The following is a 19,912-nucleotide window of genomic DNA, read 5'->3' on the forward strand; positions in this document are numbered from 1 at the left end:
CTTATTCTTTTAACAGCGTATCGGTCTCAGATTTGACCACTTGGTAACACTCACACACCTCATTCTCTAGGCCTTTTCGGTCAAGAATCGTCACACAGCCACGGTGGTATTTAATATAAGCCGCATCGGCTAATTTTGCGGAAGCTTCAGATACGCTGGCACGCCTGACTCCCAGTAAATCCGCCACACGCTGGTGGGTAAGGCTGATGCGATTAGAGTTCCAGCGGTCGAGGCAACTCAATAAAAATCGACATAGTTGTTGTTCAATACTGTGATAACGGTTGCATGCTGCAATCTGTATCGATTGGCTCATCAGCAGGTGCACATAACGTAGCGTTAAGTCTCTGAATTCAATATCGCTATCGAAAAGTTTTTTGATCAAATCCGCTTTAATCCTGTAGCCAAACCCAGCGCTTTGCACAATAAACTTGGTGGTTGGTGATTGCACTCCCAAAAGCAGGTTAGTGCCTATCAAGCCGTCATTGCCGATAGCAGCTACTTCAGGTGATGTACCGTCTTGCAGTACATTGACCATGGCAACAATACTGGTGACGGGGAAGTAGATATAATCAATCACGCCAGTGTGGTGATATAAATCGCCGTCGCGAATAAAAGCTACCAACTCCAGATCAGGTAAAAGCTGCTCATAGGTGGCAGTATTTAATTTGGCAAGAAATCGGTTTTTATCTGGGCTGCGGCGGTTGCTCAATCTCGGCTCTCAAAAAGATTACAGGTTCGTGGTTATCATTATGTAGGCGTATTGCTTTCGTAAATACGCAACGACCTAGGGGCTAGCTTAATGGCAGTTTGAGCGGTTGTGTCGGCCTCACTCAAAGTACTGTCAATTAACTGCTTCCACTTATGCTGATCATCATCAGGTAATTTTGCTTCTACTTCAACGTGAGATGCATTGATGCAGACTAACACAGCACATTCATTTTTATCTTTAGACACAAATTTGACCACCACCGCCTTGTTATTGGGGTCGTTCCACTGCTCATCAGACATTGCCTCGCCATTCACATTAAACCAGCTTACATCTGAGTTGCCTTGTTCATTAAGCTTGCCTGTGAGAAATTCGGCTCTGGATATTGCATTGTGTTCTTTGCGCAGTGCAGCGAGGTCACCCACAAAATCAATCAAGCTATCGTCTGCTTTATCCCAATTCACCCAGCCAATCTCGTTATCTTGGCAATAAGTGTTGTTATTGCCAGATTGCGAGTTATTGAGCTCATCGCCCGCCAATAGCATGGGGATACCTTGAGATAGAAATAGCGTCGCAAGAAAATTGCGTTTTTGCTGACTTCTTAAGGCATTGATCTCGGTTGAATCAGTTTCACCTTCGGCTCCACAATTCCAGCTGCGGTTATCGTTAGCGCCATCATTGCTATCTTCACCATTCGCATCGTTGTGTTTTTCGTTATATGAAACCAGGTCGTGCAGGGTGAAGCCATCATGCGCTGTAATAAAGTTAACGCTAGACCAAGGCCTGCGGTGCTGTTCATTAAACAGATCGCTTGATGCAGCAAAGCGGTTGGCAAATTTGGACAATGTGCCTTCTTTACCCGTCCAGAATTCTCGTGTGACATCACGGTAATCACCGTTCCACTCTGAAAATCCAGGCGGGAATGATCCAAGTTGAAAACCACCTGGGCCCACATCCCAAGGTTCAGCAATGAGTTTGCATTTGGTGAGTATCGGGTCTTGTAGCATGGCATGAAATAATGCGTGATCTCTGCTGAAGCCATTTTCATTACGCCCCAGCGTGAGCGCCAAGTCGAACCTGAAGCCATCAATGCCATATACGGTTGCCCACATGCGTAAGCTATCCATCACCATTTGCAGCACTTTAGGGTGGCTGGTATTTAAGGCATTGCCACAGCCCGTCAGGTTGTCGTAATACCTTGGGTTACCTGGCAACTCTCTGTAGTAGCTCAGGTTATCAATGCCTTTGAATGACAAAGTAGGGCCTAGATGATTACCCTCACAGGTATGGTTATAGACCACATCCAAAATCACTTCGATCCCCGCTTGGTGGAGTGTATCTACCGTTTTTGCAATTTCTTCCAATTCGCCTGAGTTCATATAGTCAGGTTCAGGGGCAAAAAAGGAGAGTGTGTTATAGCCCCAGTAGTTGGCTAGATTTTTCTCAAGCAAGTGGCGATCTTGGCTAAAGGCGTGAATGGGTAACAACTCAATCGCAGTAATCCCGATTTTTTGCAGATGGCTGATAAGGGCTGAATCACTAAGCGCTGCAAATGTGCCACGAATATCATGGGGGATCAGCGGATGCTGCATGGTCAAGCCTTTGACATGCGCCTCATAAATGATGGTTTTTGGCCAGCGTATATTAGGCTTTTTGCTTTTAACTAGCGTCGCTGGGTCAATCACGATGGCCTTGGGCATAAAGCTGGCGCTGTCACGCTCATCCATCGTTAAATCAGCATCTGCAGCATCGCTAATGGTATATCCGTATAGTGAATCATCCCATTTAATAGCGCCTGATAGCTTTCTGGCATATGGGTCTAGCAGCAACTTGTTTTGATTGAATCGCTGACCTTCTGTGGGTGCCCATGAGCCATCTACACGGTAACCATATAGTTGGCCAGGCTTGATATCATCCAGATAGCCATGCCATACGCCATTAGTACATTCTTTTAGCTGTATACGCTCGGTCTCTGAGCTACCATCTTTATTGAAAAGACACAAAGTGACGCTGCTTGCATGGTCTGAAAACAATGCAAAATTTGTCCCCTTACCATCAAAACTAGCGCCTCTAGGGTAAGGTGATCCTTCTTTGATTGTTCTCATGGCTCGTCACTCTGTTTTTAAGATTTAGTTGATTAAGTACCCATCAATGAATTTAATAAAAGTGACGACTCTCATCTATAGGTAGAGCGGAGAATTGAATGTAGGGCTATTCCTACGCGGGCTTAATGACTGCCAATGATGCCTGCTGCGATATTGATCAAAAGCCCAATCACTGCCGCATTAAAGAGAAAGCTCAGGATGGACTGCGCTGTGACTGCTTTACGGGCTGAGCTTGTCATCACGCTGACATCAGAGGTTTGCGCGGCTGCTGCAATGGTGAACGCCAAATAGAGAAAATCCCAATAATCGGGGTTGGATTTTTTATCAGGGAACATGAATGCGCGTTTTGTTTTGTCTGACAGATAAAACGTATGCGCATAATGAAACGTAAAAATAATCCCCACCAGCAACCAAGAGCTTAGAACAGTAATGATCGTCAAAATATAGTGGCTAATACGTTCATGCGTTGCAAGATTACTTACTGAAGCCAATTCAAAACCGATGGCGGCCAGGCTGAATACCGCCGAAAGTGACATGATGGCCAATACCGCAATTGCGCCTTTATCTTCTTGCGCCGAGATTCGCTGTATTTGTGCATGGTCTGCTTTGGTGATTAACCAACCCATGAGCGCCAGATAAGACCAAACGCCTGCATTCCACCCGGTTAATATTCGGGTGACTAAACTCCAGTCGTGCGGTAAAACCATCGCAATCATGATGCCTGCCACAAGGGCGATCAGAAGGCGCGGTCGTTTGGGCAGCGAGGTAAGCATGGTTAATTTCATTTAAATTGCAAACTCGCCAGCCGCGCGTAAAGTCCACTTTGTTTTAATAAATCGGCTGGTGTGCCTGTTTCCACGATTTTGCCTTGTTCTAGTACGACTATGCGATCTACCTTTTGTACAGTTGCCAGACGGTGGGCAATCACAATTGTCGTACGGTCTTTGATTGCAGCATTCAGGCCTTCTTGTACTAGCAATTCGGACTCTGCATCTAGCGCGCTAGTTGCTTCATCAAGCAGAAGTAGGGGTGCATTCTTCAAGATGGCTCGCGCGATAGCAATCCGCTGGCGTTGACCGCCCGAGAGCCTAGTGCCACGCTCACCTAAGAATGTCTGATAGCCGTTTGGTAATCTGCTGATGAATTCATCTACCTGAGCGGCTTTTGCCGCTTTTAACACTTCTTCATCACTGGCTTCAGGCCTGCCATAGCGAATGTTTTCAATAGCGTTAGCCGAGAATATGACTGGGTCTTGCGAGACGATGGCGATATACCTGCGGAAATCTTGTAGGGAAAGTTGCCGCAGATCGACGCCGTTCAACAAAATGCTACCTTGTGTGACATCGTAAAATCGCAATATGAGTTGAAAGAATGTGGTTTTCCCTGCGCCAGAAGGGCCGACTAAGGCAATACTCTCACCCGATTTAATCTCTAGGTTGACATGCTCCAGCGCCTGCGATTTCAAGCGAGATGGATAGCTGAAGCTGACATCCTTGAACTCGATGCTCACATTATTTGGGGTGGGAATTAATTCTGGATTTGAAGCTACAATGATGGAGGGCTTTGCATTTAGCAATTCAAGCAGTCGCTCTGTAGCGCCTGCCGCACGCATGATGTCGCCCCATACTTCAGACATGGTGCCCACGCCACCTGCCACCAATAAGGCATAGAGCACAAACGAAGCCAGTTGCCCGCCTGACATGCTGCCATGCCGCACTTCATTTGCTCCAACCCACAGTACAAAGATGATGGCACCCATGACTGCAGTAATAATCAGTGCCGTAAGAGCCGAGCGTACTTTGGTGCGGCGAATAGCCGTGAGAAAGCTTAATTCGGCACGATCAGAAAACCGTTTCTGTTCATGCCGCTCTTGCGTGTAAGACTGCACAGTAGGCACTGCATTTAGAATCTCACCCGCCAATGCAGATGCATCGGCAATTTTGTCTTGTGACTCTTTTGAGAGTTTTTTAACTTTTCTGCCGACAGCAATAATCGGGAGCATCACCATGACTAGCAAACCAAGATTCAGCGAGAACAGATAGAAGCTGGTGACTGCCAACATGACCATTCCACCCAGGAATTGAAACAGGCTACGCAAGCCCATTGAGACGGAGCTACCTACTACAGTCTGAATGAGCGTGGTGTCACCAGTGAGTCGTGATAAGACTTCACCCGTTTGCAAAGTCTCAAAGAATTCTGGTGATTGCGAGAGCACCCTTGAATACACAGCACTACGTAAATCTGCGGTGACGCGTTCACCTACCCATGAAACGGTATAAAACCGTGCTGAAACAGTCAGCCCCCACAGTGCAGCTAGGGCGAACAGAGCAACAAAATGTCCGTTCAAACTCAATGACCCTAGTAAGCCTTTGCCAGTGTTGGTTTGCTGGCCGAAACCAAAATCAATTAAATCCCTGAACGCTAGGGGGACGACCAGAATGGTGGCTGAGCCTAAGCACAGCAGTATAAAAGCCAAAAAAATCCTGAGGCGGTAAGGCTTCAGAAACGGCCATAAATCAGTCAATGAGTTCAATGTTTATCCAATGGATTTTTAGGTGTAAGCGTGGCGATTATGCCACTCGTAAGAAGCTTTATTGAGTATTCGATATCTAGGACAAATAGTCTCATGCTTAGGTTCTGGATTGTAGGGTAATCAATTTATGTCACATATCAACATAATCTCATCATTAGGCCATGACAAATTGATGTGGCAGGTATAAATTAACGACTATGAGTTCTACAAACTTAATACCCACAAATACGCAAATGGTCAGCCAGAAATTTAGCAATAATTCTGGCTACACACCATTGAATAAAGCTGCTGATTCGCAAGCTCGCTCAGCGCTTGCGTTGATTAGTGCGATTCAAAATGTGCAAAACCTGCCATCCCATCTCGGTCAGAACATCAATACAACCGCTTAGTCCGTATATTCGCCAAATAAACTTTGTCTTAATCGTAAATTGAATTAATCCAATGAGCGATACTCTTATCAATCAGATTTAGCTAATAAAGATTGAGGAGGCATTTAAAATGAGAATATTTTTCGCTATATGCAGTCTATTGCTGCTTGGTTCTACATCTATGTCAGCGCAAGCGGCAGAGCCAAACTATTTCAAAGGTACTTCGCTGTATTTGGCAGAGCATCTCAGCAACCTGAATAATCTGGCCAACGAAATGTCAGGCATATCCGTGCTCACAGACAGATTGGCGGTGGATAACCTCATCTACGATTTTAACCAGCTGAATTATGATGTGACCAATTTATATCAGCTCAGTCTGATACGTGCGTCAATGGTGAATACCAAAGACAAAAAAGTGATTGATGAATTTATCGGTATTGCGAAAAATCGATTTAGTAAGGATTGTGATTTTGGGGTGCCTGACATCAACCAACTATTGGCCTCAGTGCAATACCCTGCAGCGCTCGCTGAGAGTAAGCTATTGCGAGATAAGGTTGTTGAAGCTTGTGACTACGTTAAAGCCGCGAAGTAAGATTGGTAGATAAACAAAAACCCTGCTAAGGCAGGGTTTTCTTTTTACTGAATAATTCGTTATGCAGCTGTACGACGTTTTACCTTGAATCCAATCAGACCAATGCCAGCTAACATCATCAGGCCAGTTGCTGGTTCTGGCACAGGGAGTGCGGTAAAGGTAACGAGGTCTTGAGTCGTCGTGCCGCCAGCACCTGTGTAGCTATTATCGTAGAGATAGCTAATGGCATATTTATGTGGGGCTACAGTACTCAGGCCGCTCAAATAAGAGCTAGCAAGACTGCTTACACTTGAGTCTAGGCCAGTAGCGGTGAATGTTCCACTTGCAAAGCTGTAAGTCCCAGCACTTTCGGTGCCATACAGTATGCTCCATGTAGCTACTTGGAATGCAGCAGAGCTGGTGGTGCTATTGACGCTACCATAAAAATTGTCAGCCAAACTCTGAAGGCTATTTACTCTAGACGTACTAAAGCCACCAGCTGATAGCATGTCTGATGTGCCGCCAATGTTATAGGTGAATGCACTTGAGCTGAGCCAATGAAGTGGATCTACACACCATGCAACGAATGAGCCGCCTACGCTGGCGAAATCTGTGCTGGTTGGGGATAAGTTGGTCATCTGAAACCCACCCACGTAGACATAAGCGCTGGTTGATGCGCCATATGGGCTCGGTGTGATATGGCCCGTGCTATAACCATACGCAGAACCAGTTTCTTTTAAGTCAATCGTATCTGCAAACGCAGCATTAACATTTAATAACATTGTGGCTAAAACAAACATCCCCGACAATTTAGCCAACCCCAGTTTAAATTTAGATTTTATTGTTAGCATTGCAAGCTGCCTTTTATGAATTAGAATTTTTAAAATCAACTATTTAGTAGATTTAGATATAACGGTACGCAAGATAACATTCTGTGAAATTTAGACAATAGCCCGTTAGAGCTAGTCCTATGAAGTCAGCTTCAAACTTTGGGCAGCACACAAACAGAAAGGGCTAGCTTAGGCGCTAGCCCTTTCTGTTTTTACTTCGCTGCTATGCATAAGGTAAATACATAAACCCTTTTAACTTAGTAAGGCAGATCAAATAACAAGAATTCTGCATCGCTGGCGTTCTTGAATTCGATATGCGTTACATCGCTTAGCTTTAATGCATCACCAGCGCTCAATTTCTGACCATTAATTTCCACTGTGCCACGAATCACATGCACATATCCCAGGCGTTTTTCTGCCATGGCATATTCAAGGTGATCATCACCATTCATGATTGAGGCATAAATGCTGGCATCTTGATGAATCAATACCGAACCATCTTTACCATCTGGAGATGCAATCAGTCTCAACTTGCCAGTTTTTGAAGCTACTTCGAAATGCTTTTCTTCGTAGCTGGGTGGTATGCCTTTTACATTTGGCTCAATCCAAATTTGTAGGAAGTGCACACGATCATCCTGTGAATGATTAAATTCACTATGACGAACTCCAGTGCCAGCGCTCATCCGTTGTACATCACCGTAGCGAATAACTGAGCCCGTACCCAGGCTGTCTTTATGTTCCAGTGCACCATTCAAGACGTAGGAAATAATTTCCATGTCCTCATGGCCGTGGGTGCCGAAACCTTTACCAGGTTGAACGCGATCTTCATTGATCACGACTAATGGGCCAAACCCCATTTGCTCAGGGTTGTAATAATGACCAAATGAAAATGTATGGTTAGATTGCAGCCAGCCATGGTCTGCAGCACCGCGTTGGTTACTTTTGTGTACTTGTAACATGATCTTTCCTTTCATTCGATTCGGTATCCCCACCGTCACCAAGTTTAATATGCGATAATTTCGAACGGAATTTTTTGCTAAATATTGCCTTCCATCAGGATTAAATGCAGTATGAACCTAAATTATGTAGATGAAAAACGGAAATATTATGAACAAATCATCGAAAAATTCGAATGTTTAAAATTAGCCTAGATGGATTATTGATTCTTGATGCAATCGACAGGCTTGGATCTTTTGCATCGGCAGGCAATGAATTACATAAAGTCCCATCGACGATTTCATATTCTGTCGCCAAGCTCGAGCAAGATTTAGGTGTTCAGCTATATGAGCGCTCAGGCCCAAAAGTTGAGTTGACCATAGCAGGTATGGAATTGCTGAGTGAAGGTCGATATCTTTTAAAAGCAGCAGTAGACCTAGAAAATAGAGTTCGGCGTGTTGCTTCCGGTTGGGAGACCGAACTTACCATTTGCATGGACTCAATTTTCCCGCTTCGATCTCTTACAGGTGATATCCAGGAGTTTTACAAAATTGCTGATAAAACAAGATTACGGATCATCAAGGAGTCGCTGTCTGGCACATGGGAAGCCTTGCTGGATGGGCGCGCGGACATCCTGATAGGCGCTGCTGGTGAAGGCCCATCTGGAGGCGGTTACAATTCTGCTGTTATTGGGTTCATGGAGTTCGTGTTTGCGGTCTCGCCTGGTCATCCCCTCGCAAAAATCGATAAGCTTTTAGGTAAAGAGGACTTGCATCCCTACAAAGCGATTACAGTAAGTGACTCAGTCAGAAAGATGGCACCAAGAACAATTGGATTGCTGTTTGGGCAAGATACGCTCGCGGTGCCTGACATGCACACAAAACTGGATTACCAGATTGCGGGGCTTGGCTTTGGTTTTCTGCCCAAGCCATTCGCAATACAGGCTTTAAATCAGGGTTTGCTTGTTGAGAAGCAGGTTAAAGAACCTCGCCAACCCGAGGCTATTTCTTTAGTTTGGAGGACGAGTGAATCGGGACAGGCCGCAAAATGGTGGATTAAGCAAATGAAGCACCCAGGAATATTTGAGAAAATGTGTGTGGATATTCAATAATTAAATGAATTTTCAATAACAAGTTTTGCATCCAATTATTAAGCGCCTTCGTATAACTATCAATCATTGAATCGGAAAACAGAATGTTAAAAAAATATGTATTGCTAGGTTGGTTGTTGGGGATTATGCAGGTCAATGCAGGTGAAATCGGGGTGGTGGATAATGTGGAGGCGCCAGCATGGCTGCAGCGTGGAAACCTGACCAAGCCTTTGGTATCGGGTCTCCAGCTACAGAATAATGATCGCATTTTAACGGGAAGCCAGGCGCGAGTATCGCTCAAGCTGGCTGAGGGCAGCACTGTTAAACTAGGTCAAAATGCGACTTTCGCATTACAGGACGTCGATGCGGGAATTGATAAAGATAACGTGTATCGTGGAATATTGAATGTGGTCAAAGGTGCATTCCGATTTACCACAAGCGTATTAAGTAAATCCAGTAATCATCGCGAAATCAATGTGAAGTTAGGCACGATTACCGCGGGCATTCGCGGTACCGACATTTGGGGAATAGTGGATGACCAGGAAGACCTGGTAGCGTTACTGGAGGGAACGATTGAAGTCACTCACACCAGCGGGGCAACTGAAGTAATCGCTGAGCCGCTCTCTGTGTATGCAGCCAATATTAACCAACTGCCGTCACCATTAAGCCATCTGACGCAGCCTACAGTGAATGCGCTAGCTAAAGAAACGGACTTGATTGAAAACGCTGGCGCTACAAATCCTGATGGCATTTGGCATGTGAATCTTGGGGCATATAATAGCCGGCAAGCGGCTGAGCGTGCAGGCAGCATGTATCGCGAACAAGGTTACGATATTCAAACGCGTGAATTTACATACAACCACCACAAGCGCTACCAGCTGCATCTTGATCATTTTGTCAGCAAGGCAGAGGCGCGAGGCGCTACAGACTTATTGACACAAAAATATGGGCTAGAAGTGGCACGGGTTACTAAAAACTAAGCAATGAAATTAGAGTGGCACTAAAAAGTAGCAAGAACGTATCGCAAAAAAACGAGTTAAGCCTTTATCAGCTTAACTCGTTTTTTTATATGGTGCGCCCGAAGAGATTCGAACTCCTGACCCCTTGGTTCGTAGCCAAGTCCTCATTAATAAAAAATTATCAATTTATACAATAATTTAGATGTAAAAACTCGTGCTATATAAATACATGATGTTAGCAATTAACCCATTGATTATTAAATGGCTCAACAATATCCATAGCACATATTTTAGCCAATTAATTTCCGTATGAAAGTCCTAATCTGGACAGCTGCGTATTACTGTGAAACCTGACACCTATAACTTTCCAAGCAGGCCACCAACCGTTATTCAAAGTGGTCATCTATAATTATCAAAAGTTGTCAGCTTCCGCTATCGGCCAATAGCGGCCATTCATTCTTACTCTTGATATCTGTTGATTGCCCAGTTTTATTCAGGCAGTTCATTGTTATTGGGCAATTCTTAAAGTTATAACTTACTTTTTTTCTTAATATCAAATTCCTTGATCAGAGTCATCTTGGCTCGCCACTCGTTCAGTTGGTCTTCTTCGATCTCCATCTGAATCCCAATGATTTCTTCAGTAGTAAGGTCTTCTAAACGCTTAAGCGTTTTCTGAGACATTCGGGAAAGTAGCCTTTCAGTCTCTTCCTTACTCAATTTTTGAGCTTTTAATAAGTACTCTTCTTTACAGGATTTAATCTTCATCGCGCTTATTTCCTAGGGTAAGTTTTAGGCAATCTACATTGATTTGTAGGCTGATGCTATTTTTGTGACAATGACAAAATAGAATATGGCTATTTATTGGCACTAATTAGTGAGAAAATGAAGCCGCTTTACCTAACTGATTATTGTCAGGATGAATGCAATATCAGCTCTCACAAATCTGCATGGAGTAGATAAGCTGTTCAGATTCAAATATTTTAAATACTAGGTACGTCAATGCTTGTTCAACAAGGTACTTTGTTTGGGAAATTCAAAGGCTTTCGTAATCAAAGTACCATGTTCTTTTTTGCGGACGGCTCAATCTGGCGTCAGAATGAAAATAAACAGTTTGATCATGTCGCGTACATGCCCTATGCCAGAATAATGAATCAGGAGGGTCGACATTATATCGAGGTGGAAGATGTAGATGTTTCAGTTGAAGTAGTGTGGGTTGGAGTATCTAGGGCTATAGGTAACCTAAGTATTTCACACATCCTTCAGACTAGCGATTCTTAAAAGCAATACCTACTGCCAAAACTGTAAACGTCACGACGATGCCCACGATTGTGATAAAACCATGCGGGCTATCAGCCAGAGGGATACCACCGACATTCATGCCTAGCAAACCTGCAATGATGTTGATAGGCAAAGCTAGCACTGTCACTATGGTCAACGTGAACAAATTGCGATTCGTGTGTTCACTGATCTGCGCGCCCATTTCCTCTTGCAATAATTTGATGCGTTCCTGTAAAGCTGACATGTCACGAATGACCACAGAGAATTCTTCTGTTCCTTGCCTGAGTTCATTGAGATCATCTTCCTTTATCCAGTTTGGTGAATGCTGTAGTAATCGGAATAAGGCTGCTGGCTCTGGTGCTAACAAGCGTTGAAGCCTGACTAGAACGCGTCGCAACTTCCCAAGATCAGCGCGTTGGGTTTTCAAAGTATCTTTCAATAATTCATCTTCTATATCATCCACTTTTTGGGTGGCTTCCCTCGCTATCTTGACGAGAGCATCACCCTGGTCATGCATCAGGTGAATCAGTAATGCCATCGGCGAATTAAATTTCTCTTCATTTTTTACGGCTAATCGCAGTTCATTGATGGAATGCAATGGATGGGTTCGAGCGCTGATGAGTGCCACCCTATTAACGTTCATCCATAAAGTGGCGATTTCTGATGGCTCGAAGGAGAATTTGAATGCGACGTCATTCACTATCGCGATCAGATTTTCTTCTACATCTTCAATACGCGTGGAACGAGACTCATCATTAAGGGTTTCATAAAACTCCACAGGTAACTTAAGGTTAGCGTGCATCCAACGTTCAGCAGTTTGATCGGCTAAATTGAAATGCATCCATATGAATTCTTGGGTATCTATCTGAACGTTATTCAGCCAAGCCATCGCAGTGTCCAGATCAATAGGCTTACCTAGCCCATTACTAGTAAATAGGAATGCACATATCAGGCAATTTTGCTCCTGGAAATAATCGGGTGACTGCATAGGTATATCCAATATCGGAATAAAAAAAAGCCCATGCTTTATTCAAACATGGGCAAATTGCTGAGGAGCAAAACTAGAATAAGCGGGTAAATAACCAATACAGAGAACCCGATAAAAGCATCGCCATAGGCAATGTTAGAACCCAGGCGGTTAACAAACTCTTAATCGTTGACCATTGCAGCCCTGATTTATTGGCAGCCATCGTACCTGCCACGCCAGAAGACAATACGTGTGTTGTCGAGACAGGTAAGCCGTACATATCTGCAGCACCAATCATCGTCATAGCAACTAACTCTGCAGATGCGCCTTGTGCATAGGTTAGATGAGTCTTGCCGATCTTCTCTCCCACAGTCACTACAATGCGCTTCCAGCCAACCATCGTACCTAAACCAAGGGCAATCGCCACTGCGACTTTGACCCATAGCGGAATGAACTTGGTAGATGAGTCGATCTCTTTCTTAAAGGCATCCACATTCTTCTTTGTATCATCATCAAAGCTTACTGCTTTATCTTTACCAATAAGTCGAATGGCTTCTGAAGCAAGGTACATATCGTTACGTACGTTACCTACACTTTCACTAGGAACATGGTCAAATGAACCATACTGTTTTACTTGGCTACCGATCTTCCCAGTAAGTGCTGCCAGAGAGGGCACTACATTAGCGTTATATTCTTTAGTACGAATATAGTCTGAGATAGCTTGTCGTGGTTCTGCAGAGGCAGCACCAGGAACAGACTTCACTAAGGATTGTTGTGTCACTTGTGCCACAGCGACGAACTGAGTCATTTGATCTACAGGCATGGCCCTGTTTAGCGCATAAGCCATGGGTACAGTACCCACTAGTATTAGCATGATTAAGCCCATACCTTTTTGACCGTCATTGGAGCCATGCGCAAACGATACGCCTGTGCAGGTCAGTATCAATAATCCACGAATCCAGATGGGCGGCGCCTTCTTACCTTTTGGCTCTGCATACAGTTCTTTATTCTTTACGAATGCTTTTAATGCCAGTAATAACAGTGCAGCAAATACGAATCCGATCAGTGGGGACAACAGTAGTGAATAACCAACTTTGGTGGCTTGCGCCCAATCGACACCACTTGTTCCTGTGCGGCCATGCATCAATGCATTGGCAACGCCCACACCAATGATAGAACCTATTAATGTGTGTGAAGAAGAAGCTGGCAAACCTAATAACCATGTACCTAGATTCCAAATGATGGCTGCAATAAGAAGCGCAAACACCATTGCAAACCCCGCACCTGAACCGACCTGCAGAATCAGTTCAACTGGCAGCAATGAAATAATGCCGAAGGCTACTGCGCCGCTAGAAAACAGCACACCTAGAAAATTGAAAAATCCTGACCAGAGCACAGCGAAATTAGGCGGAAGAGAGTGCGTATAAATAACGGTGGCTACGGCGTTCGCTGTATCGTGAAAACCGTTTACGAATTCAAAGCCAAGCGCAATTAGCAGCGCAACCCCCAGCAAAATATAAGGCAATATGGTAGTGGCCTTCACGCCTGTATCCGTGACATCGTGCATCAGACTGAATGCTGTAAATGCTAATCCGCCTATCAATAGCGCGATAAATATAATCGCTGTCATTAAGCCCGGTTTTTTATCGAAACTTGGCTTCTCAGAGGAATGGATGCTGATGGCGCTCATATTGATTTCCTGAAGGATGGATTGTTGCCATTCTTCGCCAATTTAGTGTCAATTTGATGACAAAATCCTCCTCATCCCATTGCAGAATACATTACCTCAAGATTCACAGAGCATTCAAATGTCATGACATCCCTCATGAAAGCCAGGGAATAAAAGGTTAGGACTAGATATTTTTACCAAAGGCGGCCTTATTGATAACTCCCCCGCACGGCAAGTAGGGTTGATAAAGACAATTAAAGGTATTGGTATCCAGGTTGGAGACCAAAGAGAACTAGAATACCGTGTTTGAATTCGCGCTCTGAACTGGCACTACTTGCAGTACATCCCAGTGTTCAACTATCTTTCCCATTTCGTCAAAGCGGAAGATGTCGATGCCCGCCCAGTCCTTATTTGCGTCACTGGGCCAGTACTGGTGGCAGTGTAGAACAACCAGACTTCCCTCAGCGATCGAGCGTTTGAAAGAAACGCGCTTACCTGGGTAGTCTTTGGCCATACGCTCAAAATACTCGATAAAGGCTTTCTTCCCATCTGCTACGTGTGGATTGTGCTGGGTATAACTGTCACCTGCATAGCGCTCAATTGCTTCTGCAGGTTTGCACTCATTGAACATCAGTTCATAAAATGCCATCGCGTTTTGTTTGTTCAGTTCCAGAGCTTCACTCATGTTCAAATCTCCAGGATATGACAGCTTATGTGCTTTTTGTGGCTATTCATCATTTAAACCTTCACACCTTCACACCTTCACACCTTCACACCTTACCCTTCTGTTGTTTATCAAACTTTTCTCTTGCCTCCAGAACAGCTGGCACATTAGAGAAAGTCCAGTTTCCAAGTGCCTCTATTGGCACGCGCAGTGAATGCCCGAGTTCGGTTAACTCGTAATCGACGCGCGGCGGAACTGTTGGAGTCACTGTACGCGTAACGACACCGTCACGCTCTAGCCCACGCAACGTAAGCGCGAGCATGCGTTGGGAAATACCACCGATCATCCTTTTGAGTTCATTGAAGCGTTTGGGTCCTGCTACGAGCAGCATGATTGTCAATACTGTCCACTTGTCGCCAATGCGCGAAAGGATAGAAGCAACTATTTGACACTCACCAGGCAGATGTTTGCGGATATCAGAGGTTACAGGTTTGTTATCTAGTTTCAATAATGTGCCTCCTTGTGGGCTTCTATTAGTATTGTATATAGTTCTGGTAACAAAAGAATACTACATGACAAAGGAATACTAGCATGAAAAATCAGAAACTTCTCGTTGAGTCTTCTCGCGCTATCGTCCACCGAACGAAGGGAGACAGGCATGGCTTTATTACACGTTTTATAAGCCCTGACGATTTAGGGCACGCCACCAAGCCTTTTGTCTTTCTTGATCTCTTCGAGGCTGAAAATTTTCAGGGACGCGGCTTCCCGCCTCACCCACATTCAGGAATTGCAACCCTTACGGTAACTCTGGAGGGAAGCATGACTTACGCTGACACTTCAGGAAAATCGGGTTCGCTATCTGCAGGTTCTATTGAATGGATGCGCGCTGGTGCAGGTGTCTGGCATGCAGGTACCCCGACCCAAGGACAAGCCATGCGTGGTTATCAGTTGTGGCTTGCGCTACCGCCGGAACTAGAACTTGAGCCAGCCGAAAGTCTATACCTCGAATCTCATCATATTGAAAGCGACGGCCCAGCGCGCATTCTGCTCGGGCAGTATTCGCGCAAATCCAGTCCTTTCTACCTGCCGATGTCAATTAACTACCTGCATGTTCAATTGAAAGACGGTCAGCTATGGACTTATACCCCGAATGCCGACCACAACATCGCTTGGCTAGCACTCAACAAGGGCAAGCTACACACAAGTGGCGTCACGCTAGAGCGTGAAATGGCGATTTTTGCCAACGGAAATGATCCGATTCATCTGGCTGCCGAAGGCGATGTTGAACTTGTCATCGGGTCAGCCGCTAAGCACCCCTATCCCCTCGTGATGGGTGCTTATTCTGTGCATACCAGTCCTGCTGCCTTGGATGAGGGCGAGCGTAATATAGCCGATCTCAGAAAAACCCCTGCCGCAGCAGCTCTTATCCATTACTAAAACCCAACTCAGAATAGGAAAAAATTCATGAATAGAAAAAAATTAGTTGTTGTAGGCGGTGGTGCTGCCGGTCATAAGATTGCTCATGATCTCAGCGCTATTATGGAGGTCACTCTAATTGACCCCAAGACTTACTGGGAAGTCCCCATGGCGCTCCCTCGGTTGCTAGTACAGCCAGACGAGTTACCGGCTAGAATGACGTTCAAGAGTTTTTTACCTGACGCTCGACATGTACAGGGATACGCGACACGCATTGCGAACAACAGCGTAATAGTGGAGACTTCAAACGGCAGCGAAACCATCCCATTTGACTATGCGGTTATTTCGACTGGCTCACGTTATATCGACCCTCTCATAAAAGCTGAAAAGGCTACAGAACTGGAACGTATCGCAGAAATCGAAGTTGCCCATCAAAGATTGAAAGCTGCCCGCAGAATTGTGGTTATTGGTGGCGGTCCCGTCGGAGTGGAGATTACAGCGGAGCTGCGTGAGACATTTCCAAAAATACCCGTCACATTGGTTCATGCTGCAGATAGGTTGCTAGAAAACGCTCCTGATAAATTCCCAGAATGGGCAAAAAAAGACCTCGAATCGAAAGGTGTGACCATCATTCTTAAAGACTTGGTGGTTGAACCCAAACTTGGCGAACAGCCGGTTGATGGCAAGATAAAATTGAAAAGCGGTCGTGTTCTCGATGCCGATACCGTAGTGTGGGCCGCAGGCGCAAAACCACTGACAGATTTTGTTAAAACATCATGGCCAGAGTTAGTTGAAGCTAACGGCCTCATCAAGACAGATAGTTATTTAAGGCTTGAACAGCATCCCAATATTTTTGTCGCGGGTGATGTAACCAATCTACCGGAGGGACGGCTTGCGATCACAGCATCATTCCATGTTGTGAGCATTGTTGAAAATCTGAAGGCGCTTGCCTCTAAATCCTTTGCGAAGGACACAAAGCTCAAGCCTTATGCACCAAAAGTTCCAGGCAAAGGGCTTGGCAAGTTGATGATACTCACGCTAGGTCGCAATGATGGCCTCAGTTCTCTGCCATTCGGTCAACTCCGCTTCTCATTTATTGCCAGAAATATGAAATCTCAGAACATGTTCGTAGGCAAATATCGTAAGGATCTCGGACTGAATCCCACTAAAACCTGAATTCACTGAAGCAAGTTGCATAAGCATTGCGGCGGAGCGAAGGACAAACCTTCGCTCCGCACACAGAAAAGAAGATGTTATCAAAAATGGCGATAACTAAAGCCGCGCGAGGCTAAAGGCCGATGGGGACAATCAATTCATTAAACACAGGCAATGTTTTAACAAGTAGAACCAAAATGGTATAGTTGCCCGCCTTAAGTTAATCATAGATAAGCACCGAGACAGGTGCTTGCAGAATACTCTTGCAGAATACTCTTGCAGAATACTAAAGTATATGTCCCCTAGTTCTACTCAAAGCAGCAAGTTTTCTTCTTACCAAAAATTAGTCGTAGGTTTGTTGGCATTCTTGCAGTTTTCCATCATCCTGGATTTCATGATTATTGCTCCATTAGGCGCCTTGATCATGCCTGCAATGGTGATTACTACTAAGCAGTTTTCAATGATAGTGTCAGCTTATGCTTTTAGTGCCGGATTGAGCGGTCTATTAGTTGCAGGCTTTGCTGATCGATACGATCGTAAGAAGCTTTTGCTTTTCTTCTACACGGGATTTGTGCTTAGTACCCTTTGGTGTGGGCTTGCACAAACTTTCCCAATGCTTCTTTTAGCACGCATCGTCACAGGAATATTTGGTGGAGTCATAGGCTCAATCGTTCTGGCGATTGCCACTGATTTATTCGCGGTTCAACTTCGTGGGAGAGTGATGGGGCTGATTCAAACTGCCTTTGGCGCCAGTCAGATTCTTGGCTTGCCTGTCGGCTTGTACCTTTCAAGTCGATGGAACTGGCATGCACCATTTCTGGTTATGGTCATTTTTGGTCTTGCGGGAGGCTTAGTTATGCTATTTAAGTTGCGGCCAATCGTTGACCACCTTGCAGCTCCTCCAGAAAGAAGTGCATTTCACCACCTGCTAAGCACAATTAAAGATCCACGTTATTTATCAGCATTCGCTACCACCGCGTTGTTGACTACGGGCGGGTTCATGTTGATGCCTTTTAGTAGTGCTTTCACGGTTAATAACATAGGCATCAAAATTGAACATCTCCCGACCATCTATTTTCTGACAGGTATATTTACAATTTTTGTGGGTCCTTTGGTTGGCAAGGCTGCGGATGCCTTTGGAAAATTACCGGTATTCATTCTGGGAAGTTTCGTCACTGTGGTAATGGTATTAATCTATACCCACTTAGGTAATGTCCCGCTTACGACAGTGATTTTAGTGAATGTTTTGATGTTCACTGGCATATTTTCCCGCTTGATACCATTTCAGGCTTTGGTGTCCTCCGTGCCTGAGCAGACCAAACGTGGTTCTTTTAATGCAGTCAGCGCTTCCATTCAGCAGTTCTCTGGTGGTATTGCCTCGGTAATAGCTGGGCACATTGTTTCATTTGGGACTGATGGAAAATTGCAACATTTCCCAGTCGTTGGATATGTCATGATCGTAACCGTCATGATTTCTGCAGTGTTAGTTTTGCGCATTCAGCAAGAACTATCCCAACGAGCAATCGCGAATGCATAATTAAGATTAGCAATCTTGCTGAATGTGTTTTTAGGTCACTACTACGCGATTTCGCATCATCTTCTAATGCAAAAAATGCATATTGCTTTTTTACGTAGACCTTCAATCTTTTATGCCTCGAAAGAGAAAGTGAGCTAGATCGAATATTTAATCTCTGGCTTTGCTGGGCTGCTGCCTGTGAGTTAAACGGGATACCTAAATGACCGCTTTGGGTCGATAGCGGAAACTGGCTACTTTAAATAATTATCAGTGGCAGATTTCACCGTAATACACAGCTTAGAAATGCCGGAAGCACAATTTAGCTGATTAACTCCCCCAAGTCTTCTATTCTAGACAACCTTGCAATTTCACAGAAATCCGTAGACTGGTTTCACATCCCTGATGTTTTAGTTCTTTGTTTGGTTCTGTTTCTTCAGGGGATGGATTCTCAACTCTACAAGGATCTTATGATGCAAGAAATTTCCAATATCAAAGCCTCGCAAGCCAAGGCTTATCACCTTTTTCTCTTATCCATCTCCCCCTTAGGTCTTATCGGCATTCCCCGGCTATTGGCGGGTAAAGACATGGAGACCTGGGCCGCCATCTTCCAGCTCTATCTATTTATCGCCTTTGGGCTGAGTTGTGTACATCCCATGCTCAATCACTTCCTACTGTGGTCGTTGACTGGTTTCGACTTCGCCATGAAATTGATGCTGGGCCTTGGTGCAATAGCCCATGTCGGCCTGGTCGTTGAGGATGCATCAATGTTTTATCGCATAGACCAGCATCTGCGTAAACGACTCAGTTGAGTCTGTGAGGCTGTGTTTCTCAGCTGATTCATTTCATCTCTCTATCTTTATTTTCTCTATTAACGCTCTCTTGATATCGGAGTCCCAATGCCCCCATTAGCCATGGTAATGGCCATGCTCATGCTGATTTTCATGATGCTGGTCAATCACTACCTGCACTTCGGGTTGATCGCAGCCCTGTTCATAGTCGTTGCCGCAGTATATGTCTTGCTGACCCTCATCGTGCTCTACCTCTATTTCCGGATAGGAGACTGGACACTCATCTATCAGTTGTTCCGGGAATCTTTCACCCAGGCATGGAAAGAGATAGAGGCCTATTTCAGAAATCCATCCAAATAAC

General features: G+C 44.8%; 20 protein-coding genes. 9 read left to right on the forward strand and 11 right to left on the reverse strand.

The window, feature by feature from the left end; all coding sequences use genetic code 11:
- Position 1: 1 nt before the first annotated feature.
- The 4 genes from ZMTM_RS02925 to ZMTM_RS02940 form a co-directional block, all read right to left on the reverse strand.
- The gene (locus tag ZMTM_RS02925; protein WP_221764844.1) at positions 2–709 is read right to left on the reverse strand and encodes a Crp/Fnr family transcriptional regulator; all 708 of its coding nucleotides are present in this window, start codon (positions 707–709) and stop codon (positions 2–4) included.
- 38 nt (positions 710–747) lie between these two features.
- On the reverse strand, positions 748–2,811 hold the full coding sequence (glgX, locus tag ZMTM_RS02930) for a glycogen debranching protein GlgX (RefSeq protein WP_221764845.1): 2,064 nt from the start codon (positions 2,809–2,811) through the stop codon (positions 748–750).
- Positions 2,812–2,933: 122 nt separating this feature from the next.
- Complete coding sequence (locus ZMTM_RS02935) at positions 2,934–3,584, reverse strand: DUF1345 domain-containing protein (RefSeq protein ID WP_225907071.1); 651 nt, start codon at positions 3,582–3,584, stop codon at positions 2,934–2,936.
- A gap of 8 nt (positions 3,585–3,592) precedes the next feature.
- Positions 3,593–5,344: an ABC transporter transmembrane domain-containing protein gene (locus ZMTM_RS02940; RefSeq protein ID WP_221764847.1), complete on the reverse strand. Its 1,752-nt coding sequence runs from the start codon at positions 5,342–5,344 to the stop codon at positions 3,593–3,595.
- Between the two features lie 197 nt (positions 5,345–5,541).
- Between ZMTM_RS02940 and ZMTM_RS02945 the strand changes: the two genes are divergently transcribed.
- Positions 5,542–5,733 (forward strand): YjfB family protein, encoded by a 192-nt coding sequence (locus ZMTM_RS02945; protein ID WP_221764848.1) that lies wholly within the window; start codon positions 5,542–5,544, stop codon positions 5,731–5,733.
- A 109-nt stretch (positions 5,734–5,842) separates the two neighbouring features.
- Entirely contained in the window at positions 5,843–6,304 is a 462-nt protein-coding gene (locus ZMTM_RS02950) for a hypothetical protein (protein WP_221764849.1), read from the forward strand.
- 59 nt (positions 6,305–6,363) lie between these two features.
- Here ZMTM_RS02950 and ZMTM_RS02955 read toward each other — a convergent pair whose 3' ends face one another.
- Both ZMTM_RS02955 and ZMTM_RS02960 read right to left on the reverse strand, forming a co-directional pair.
- On the reverse strand, positions 6,364–7,065 hold the full coding sequence (locus ZMTM_RS02955) for a PEP-CTERM sorting domain-containing protein (protein WP_221764850.1): 702 nt from the start codon (positions 7,063–7,065) through the stop codon (positions 6,364–6,366).
- Between the two features lie 305 nt (positions 7,066–7,370).
- Entirely contained in the window at positions 7,371–8,072 is a 702-nt protein-coding gene (locus ZMTM_RS02960; protein ID WP_221764851.1) for a pirin family protein, read from the reverse strand.
- A gap of 173 nt (positions 8,073–8,245) precedes the next feature.
- Here ZMTM_RS02960 and ZMTM_RS02965 point away from each other — a divergent pair, with 173 nt between their 5' ends.
- Positions 8,246–9,160, forward strand: coding sequence for a LysR substrate-binding domain-containing protein (locus ZMTM_RS02965; protein WP_221764852.1), 915 nt, complete (start codon positions 8,246–8,248; stop codon positions 9,158–9,160).
- 83 nt (positions 9,161–9,243) lie between these two features.
- On the forward strand, positions 9,244–10,119 hold the full coding sequence (locus tag ZMTM_RS02970; protein ID WP_221764853.1) for a FecR domain-containing protein: 876 nt from the start codon (positions 9,244–9,246) through the stop codon (positions 10,117–10,119).
- A gap of 507 nt (positions 10,120–10,626) precedes the next feature.
- On the opposite strand, the gene ZMTM_RS02975 is transcribed toward ZMTM_RS02970, so the two are convergent.
- The 5 genes from ZMTM_RS02975 to ZMTM_RS02995 all read right to left on the reverse strand — a co-directional run bounded on the left by ZMTM_RS02975 (position 10,627) and on the right by ZMTM_RS02995 (position 15,184).
- Positions 10,627–10,863: a hypothetical protein gene (locus ZMTM_RS02975; RefSeq protein WP_221764854.1), complete on the reverse strand. Its 237-nt coding sequence runs from the start codon at positions 10,861–10,863 to the stop codon at positions 10,627–10,629.
- A gap of 499 nt (positions 10,864–11,362) precedes the next feature.
- A complete protein-coding gene (locus ZMTM_RS02980) occupies positions 11,363–12,364 on the reverse strand; it encodes a transporter (protein ID WP_221764855.1) in 1,002 nt (333 codons plus the stop codon).
- A 73-nt stretch (positions 12,365–12,437) separates the two neighbouring features.
- Positions 12,438–14,033 (reverse strand): inorganic phosphate transporter, encoded by a 1,596-nt coding sequence (locus tag ZMTM_RS02985; RefSeq protein WP_221764856.1) that lies wholly within the window; start codon positions 14,031–14,033, stop codon positions 12,438–12,440.
- Between the two features lie 271 nt (positions 14,034–14,304).
- Positions 14,305–14,697, reverse strand: a complete 393-nt coding sequence (locus tag ZMTM_RS02990; protein ID WP_221764857.1) for a nuclear transport factor 2 family protein — start codon at positions 14,695–14,697, stop codon at positions 14,305–14,307.
- Positions 14,698–14,782: 85 nt separating this feature from the next.
- Positions 14,783–15,184: a winged helix-turn-helix transcriptional regulator gene (locus ZMTM_RS02995; protein WP_221764858.1), complete on the reverse strand. Its 402-nt coding sequence runs from the start codon at positions 15,182–15,184 to the stop codon at positions 14,783–14,785.
- A gap of 83 nt (positions 15,185–15,267) precedes the next feature.
- On the opposite strand from ZMTM_RS02995, the gene ZMTM_RS03000 reads away from it, so the two are divergent.
- The 5 genes from ZMTM_RS03000 (at position 15,268) to ZMTM_RS03020 (ending at position 19,911) form a co-directional block, all read left to right on the forward strand.
- Positions 15,268–16,113 carry a pirin family protein gene (locus ZMTM_RS03000; RefSeq protein WP_221764859.1) on the forward strand — a complete coding sequence of 282 codons (846 nt, stop codon included), beginning with the start codon at positions 15,268–15,270 and terminating at the stop codon, positions 16,111–16,113.
- A 27-nt stretch (positions 16,114–16,140) separates the two neighbouring features.
- On the forward strand, positions 16,141–17,268 hold the full coding sequence (locus ZMTM_RS03005; protein WP_221764860.1) for an NAD(P)/FAD-dependent oxidoreductase: 1,128 nt from the start codon (positions 16,141–16,143) through the stop codon (positions 17,266–17,268).
- A gap of 274 nt (positions 17,269–17,542) precedes the next feature.
- On the forward strand, positions 17,543–18,784 hold the full coding sequence (locus ZMTM_RS03010; protein ID WP_221764861.1) for an MFS transporter: 1,242 nt from the start codon (positions 17,543–17,545) through the stop codon (positions 18,782–18,784).
- Positions 18,785–19,230: 446 nt separating this feature from the next.
- The gene (locus tag ZMTM_RS03015; protein WP_221764862.1) at positions 19,231–19,572 is read left to right on the forward strand and encodes a hypothetical protein; all 342 of its coding nucleotides are present in this window, start codon (positions 19,231–19,233) and stop codon (positions 19,570–19,572) included.
- An 87-nt stretch (positions 19,573–19,659) separates the two neighbouring features.
- On the forward strand, positions 19,660–19,911 hold the full coding sequence (locus ZMTM_RS03020) for a hypothetical protein (RefSeq protein WP_221764863.1): 252 nt from the start codon (positions 19,660–19,662) through the stop codon (positions 19,909–19,911).
- Position 19,912 lies beyond the last annotated feature (1 nt).

This window comes from Methyloradius palustris (genome assembly GCF_019703875.1).
Classification (GTDB): Bacteria; Pseudomonadota; Gammaproteobacteria; order Burkholderiales; family Methylophilaceae; genus Methyloradius; species Methyloradius palustris.

What these genes read in the sequence shown, in the direction of transcription:
- glgX (WP_221764845.1), bottom strand. Translation starts at nt 2,811, where the DNA reads ATGAGAACAATCAAAGAAGGATCACCTTACCCTAGAGGCGCTAGTTTT.
- ZMTM_RS02935 (WP_225907071.1), bottom strand. Translation starts at nt 3,584, where the DNA reads ATGCTTACCTCGCTGCCCAAACGACCGCGCCTTCTGATCGCCCTTGTG.
- ZMTM_RS02945 (WP_221764848.1), top strand. Translation starts at nt 5,542, where the DNA reads ATGAGTTCTACAAACTTAATACCCACAAATACGCAAATGGTCAGCCAG.
- ZMTM_RS02950 (WP_221764849.1), top strand. Translation starts at nt 5,843, where the DNA reads ATGAGAATATTTTTCGCTATATGCAGTCTATTGCTGCTTGGTTCTACA.
- ZMTM_RS02955 (WP_221764850.1), bottom strand. Translation starts at nt 7,065, where the DNA reads ATGTTATTAAATGTTAATGCTGCGTTTGCAGATACGATTGACTTAAAA.
- ZMTM_RS02960 (WP_221764851.1), bottom strand. Translation starts at nt 8,072, where the DNA reads ATGTTACAAGTACACAAAAGTAACCAACGCGGTGCTGCAGACCATGGC.
- ZMTM_RS02965 (WP_221764852.1), top strand. Translation starts at nt 8,246, where the DNA reads ATGTTTAAAATTAGCCTAGATGGATTATTGATTCTTGATGCAATCGAC.
- ZMTM_RS02970 (WP_221764853.1), top strand. Translation starts at nt 9,244, where the DNA reads ATGTTAAAAAAATATGTATTGCTAGGTTGGTTGTTGGGGATTATGCAG.
- ZMTM_RS02975 (WP_221764854.1), bottom strand. Translation starts at nt 10,863, where the DNA reads ATGAAGATTAAATCCTGTAAAGAAGAGTACTTATTAAAAGCTCAAAAA.
- ZMTM_RS02980 (WP_221764855.1), bottom strand. Translation starts at nt 12,364, where the DNA reads ATGCAGTCACCCGATTATTTCCAGGAGCAAAATTGCCTGATATGTGCA.
- ZMTM_RS02985 (WP_221764856.1), bottom strand. Translation starts at nt 14,033, where the DNA reads ATGAGCGCCATCAGCATCCATTCCTCTGAGAAGCCAAGTTTCGATAAA.
- ZMTM_RS02990 (WP_221764857.1), bottom strand. Translation starts at nt 14,697, where the DNA reads ATGAGTGAAGCTCTGGAACTGAACAAACAAAACGCGATGGCATTTTAT.
- ZMTM_RS03000 (WP_221764859.1), top strand. Translation starts at nt 15,268, where the DNA reads ATGAAAAATCAGAAACTTCTCGTTGAGTCTTCTCGCGCTATCGTCCAC.
- ZMTM_RS03005 (WP_221764860.1), top strand. Translation starts at nt 16,141, where the DNA reads ATGAATAGAAAAAAATTAGTTGTTGTAGGCGGTGGTGCTGCCGGTCAT.
- ZMTM_RS03010 (WP_221764861.1), top strand. Translation starts at nt 17,543, where the DNA reads ATGTCCCCTAGTTCTACTCAAAGCAGCAAGTTTTCTTCTTACCAAAAA.
- ZMTM_RS03015 (WP_221764862.1), top strand. Translation starts at nt 19,231, where the DNA reads ATGATGCAAGAAATTTCCAATATCAAAGCCTCGCAAGCCAAGGCTTAT.
- ZMTM_RS03020 (WP_221764863.1), top strand. Translation starts at nt 19,660, where the DNA reads ATGCCCCCATTAGCCATGGTAATGGCCATGCTCATGCTGATTTTCATG.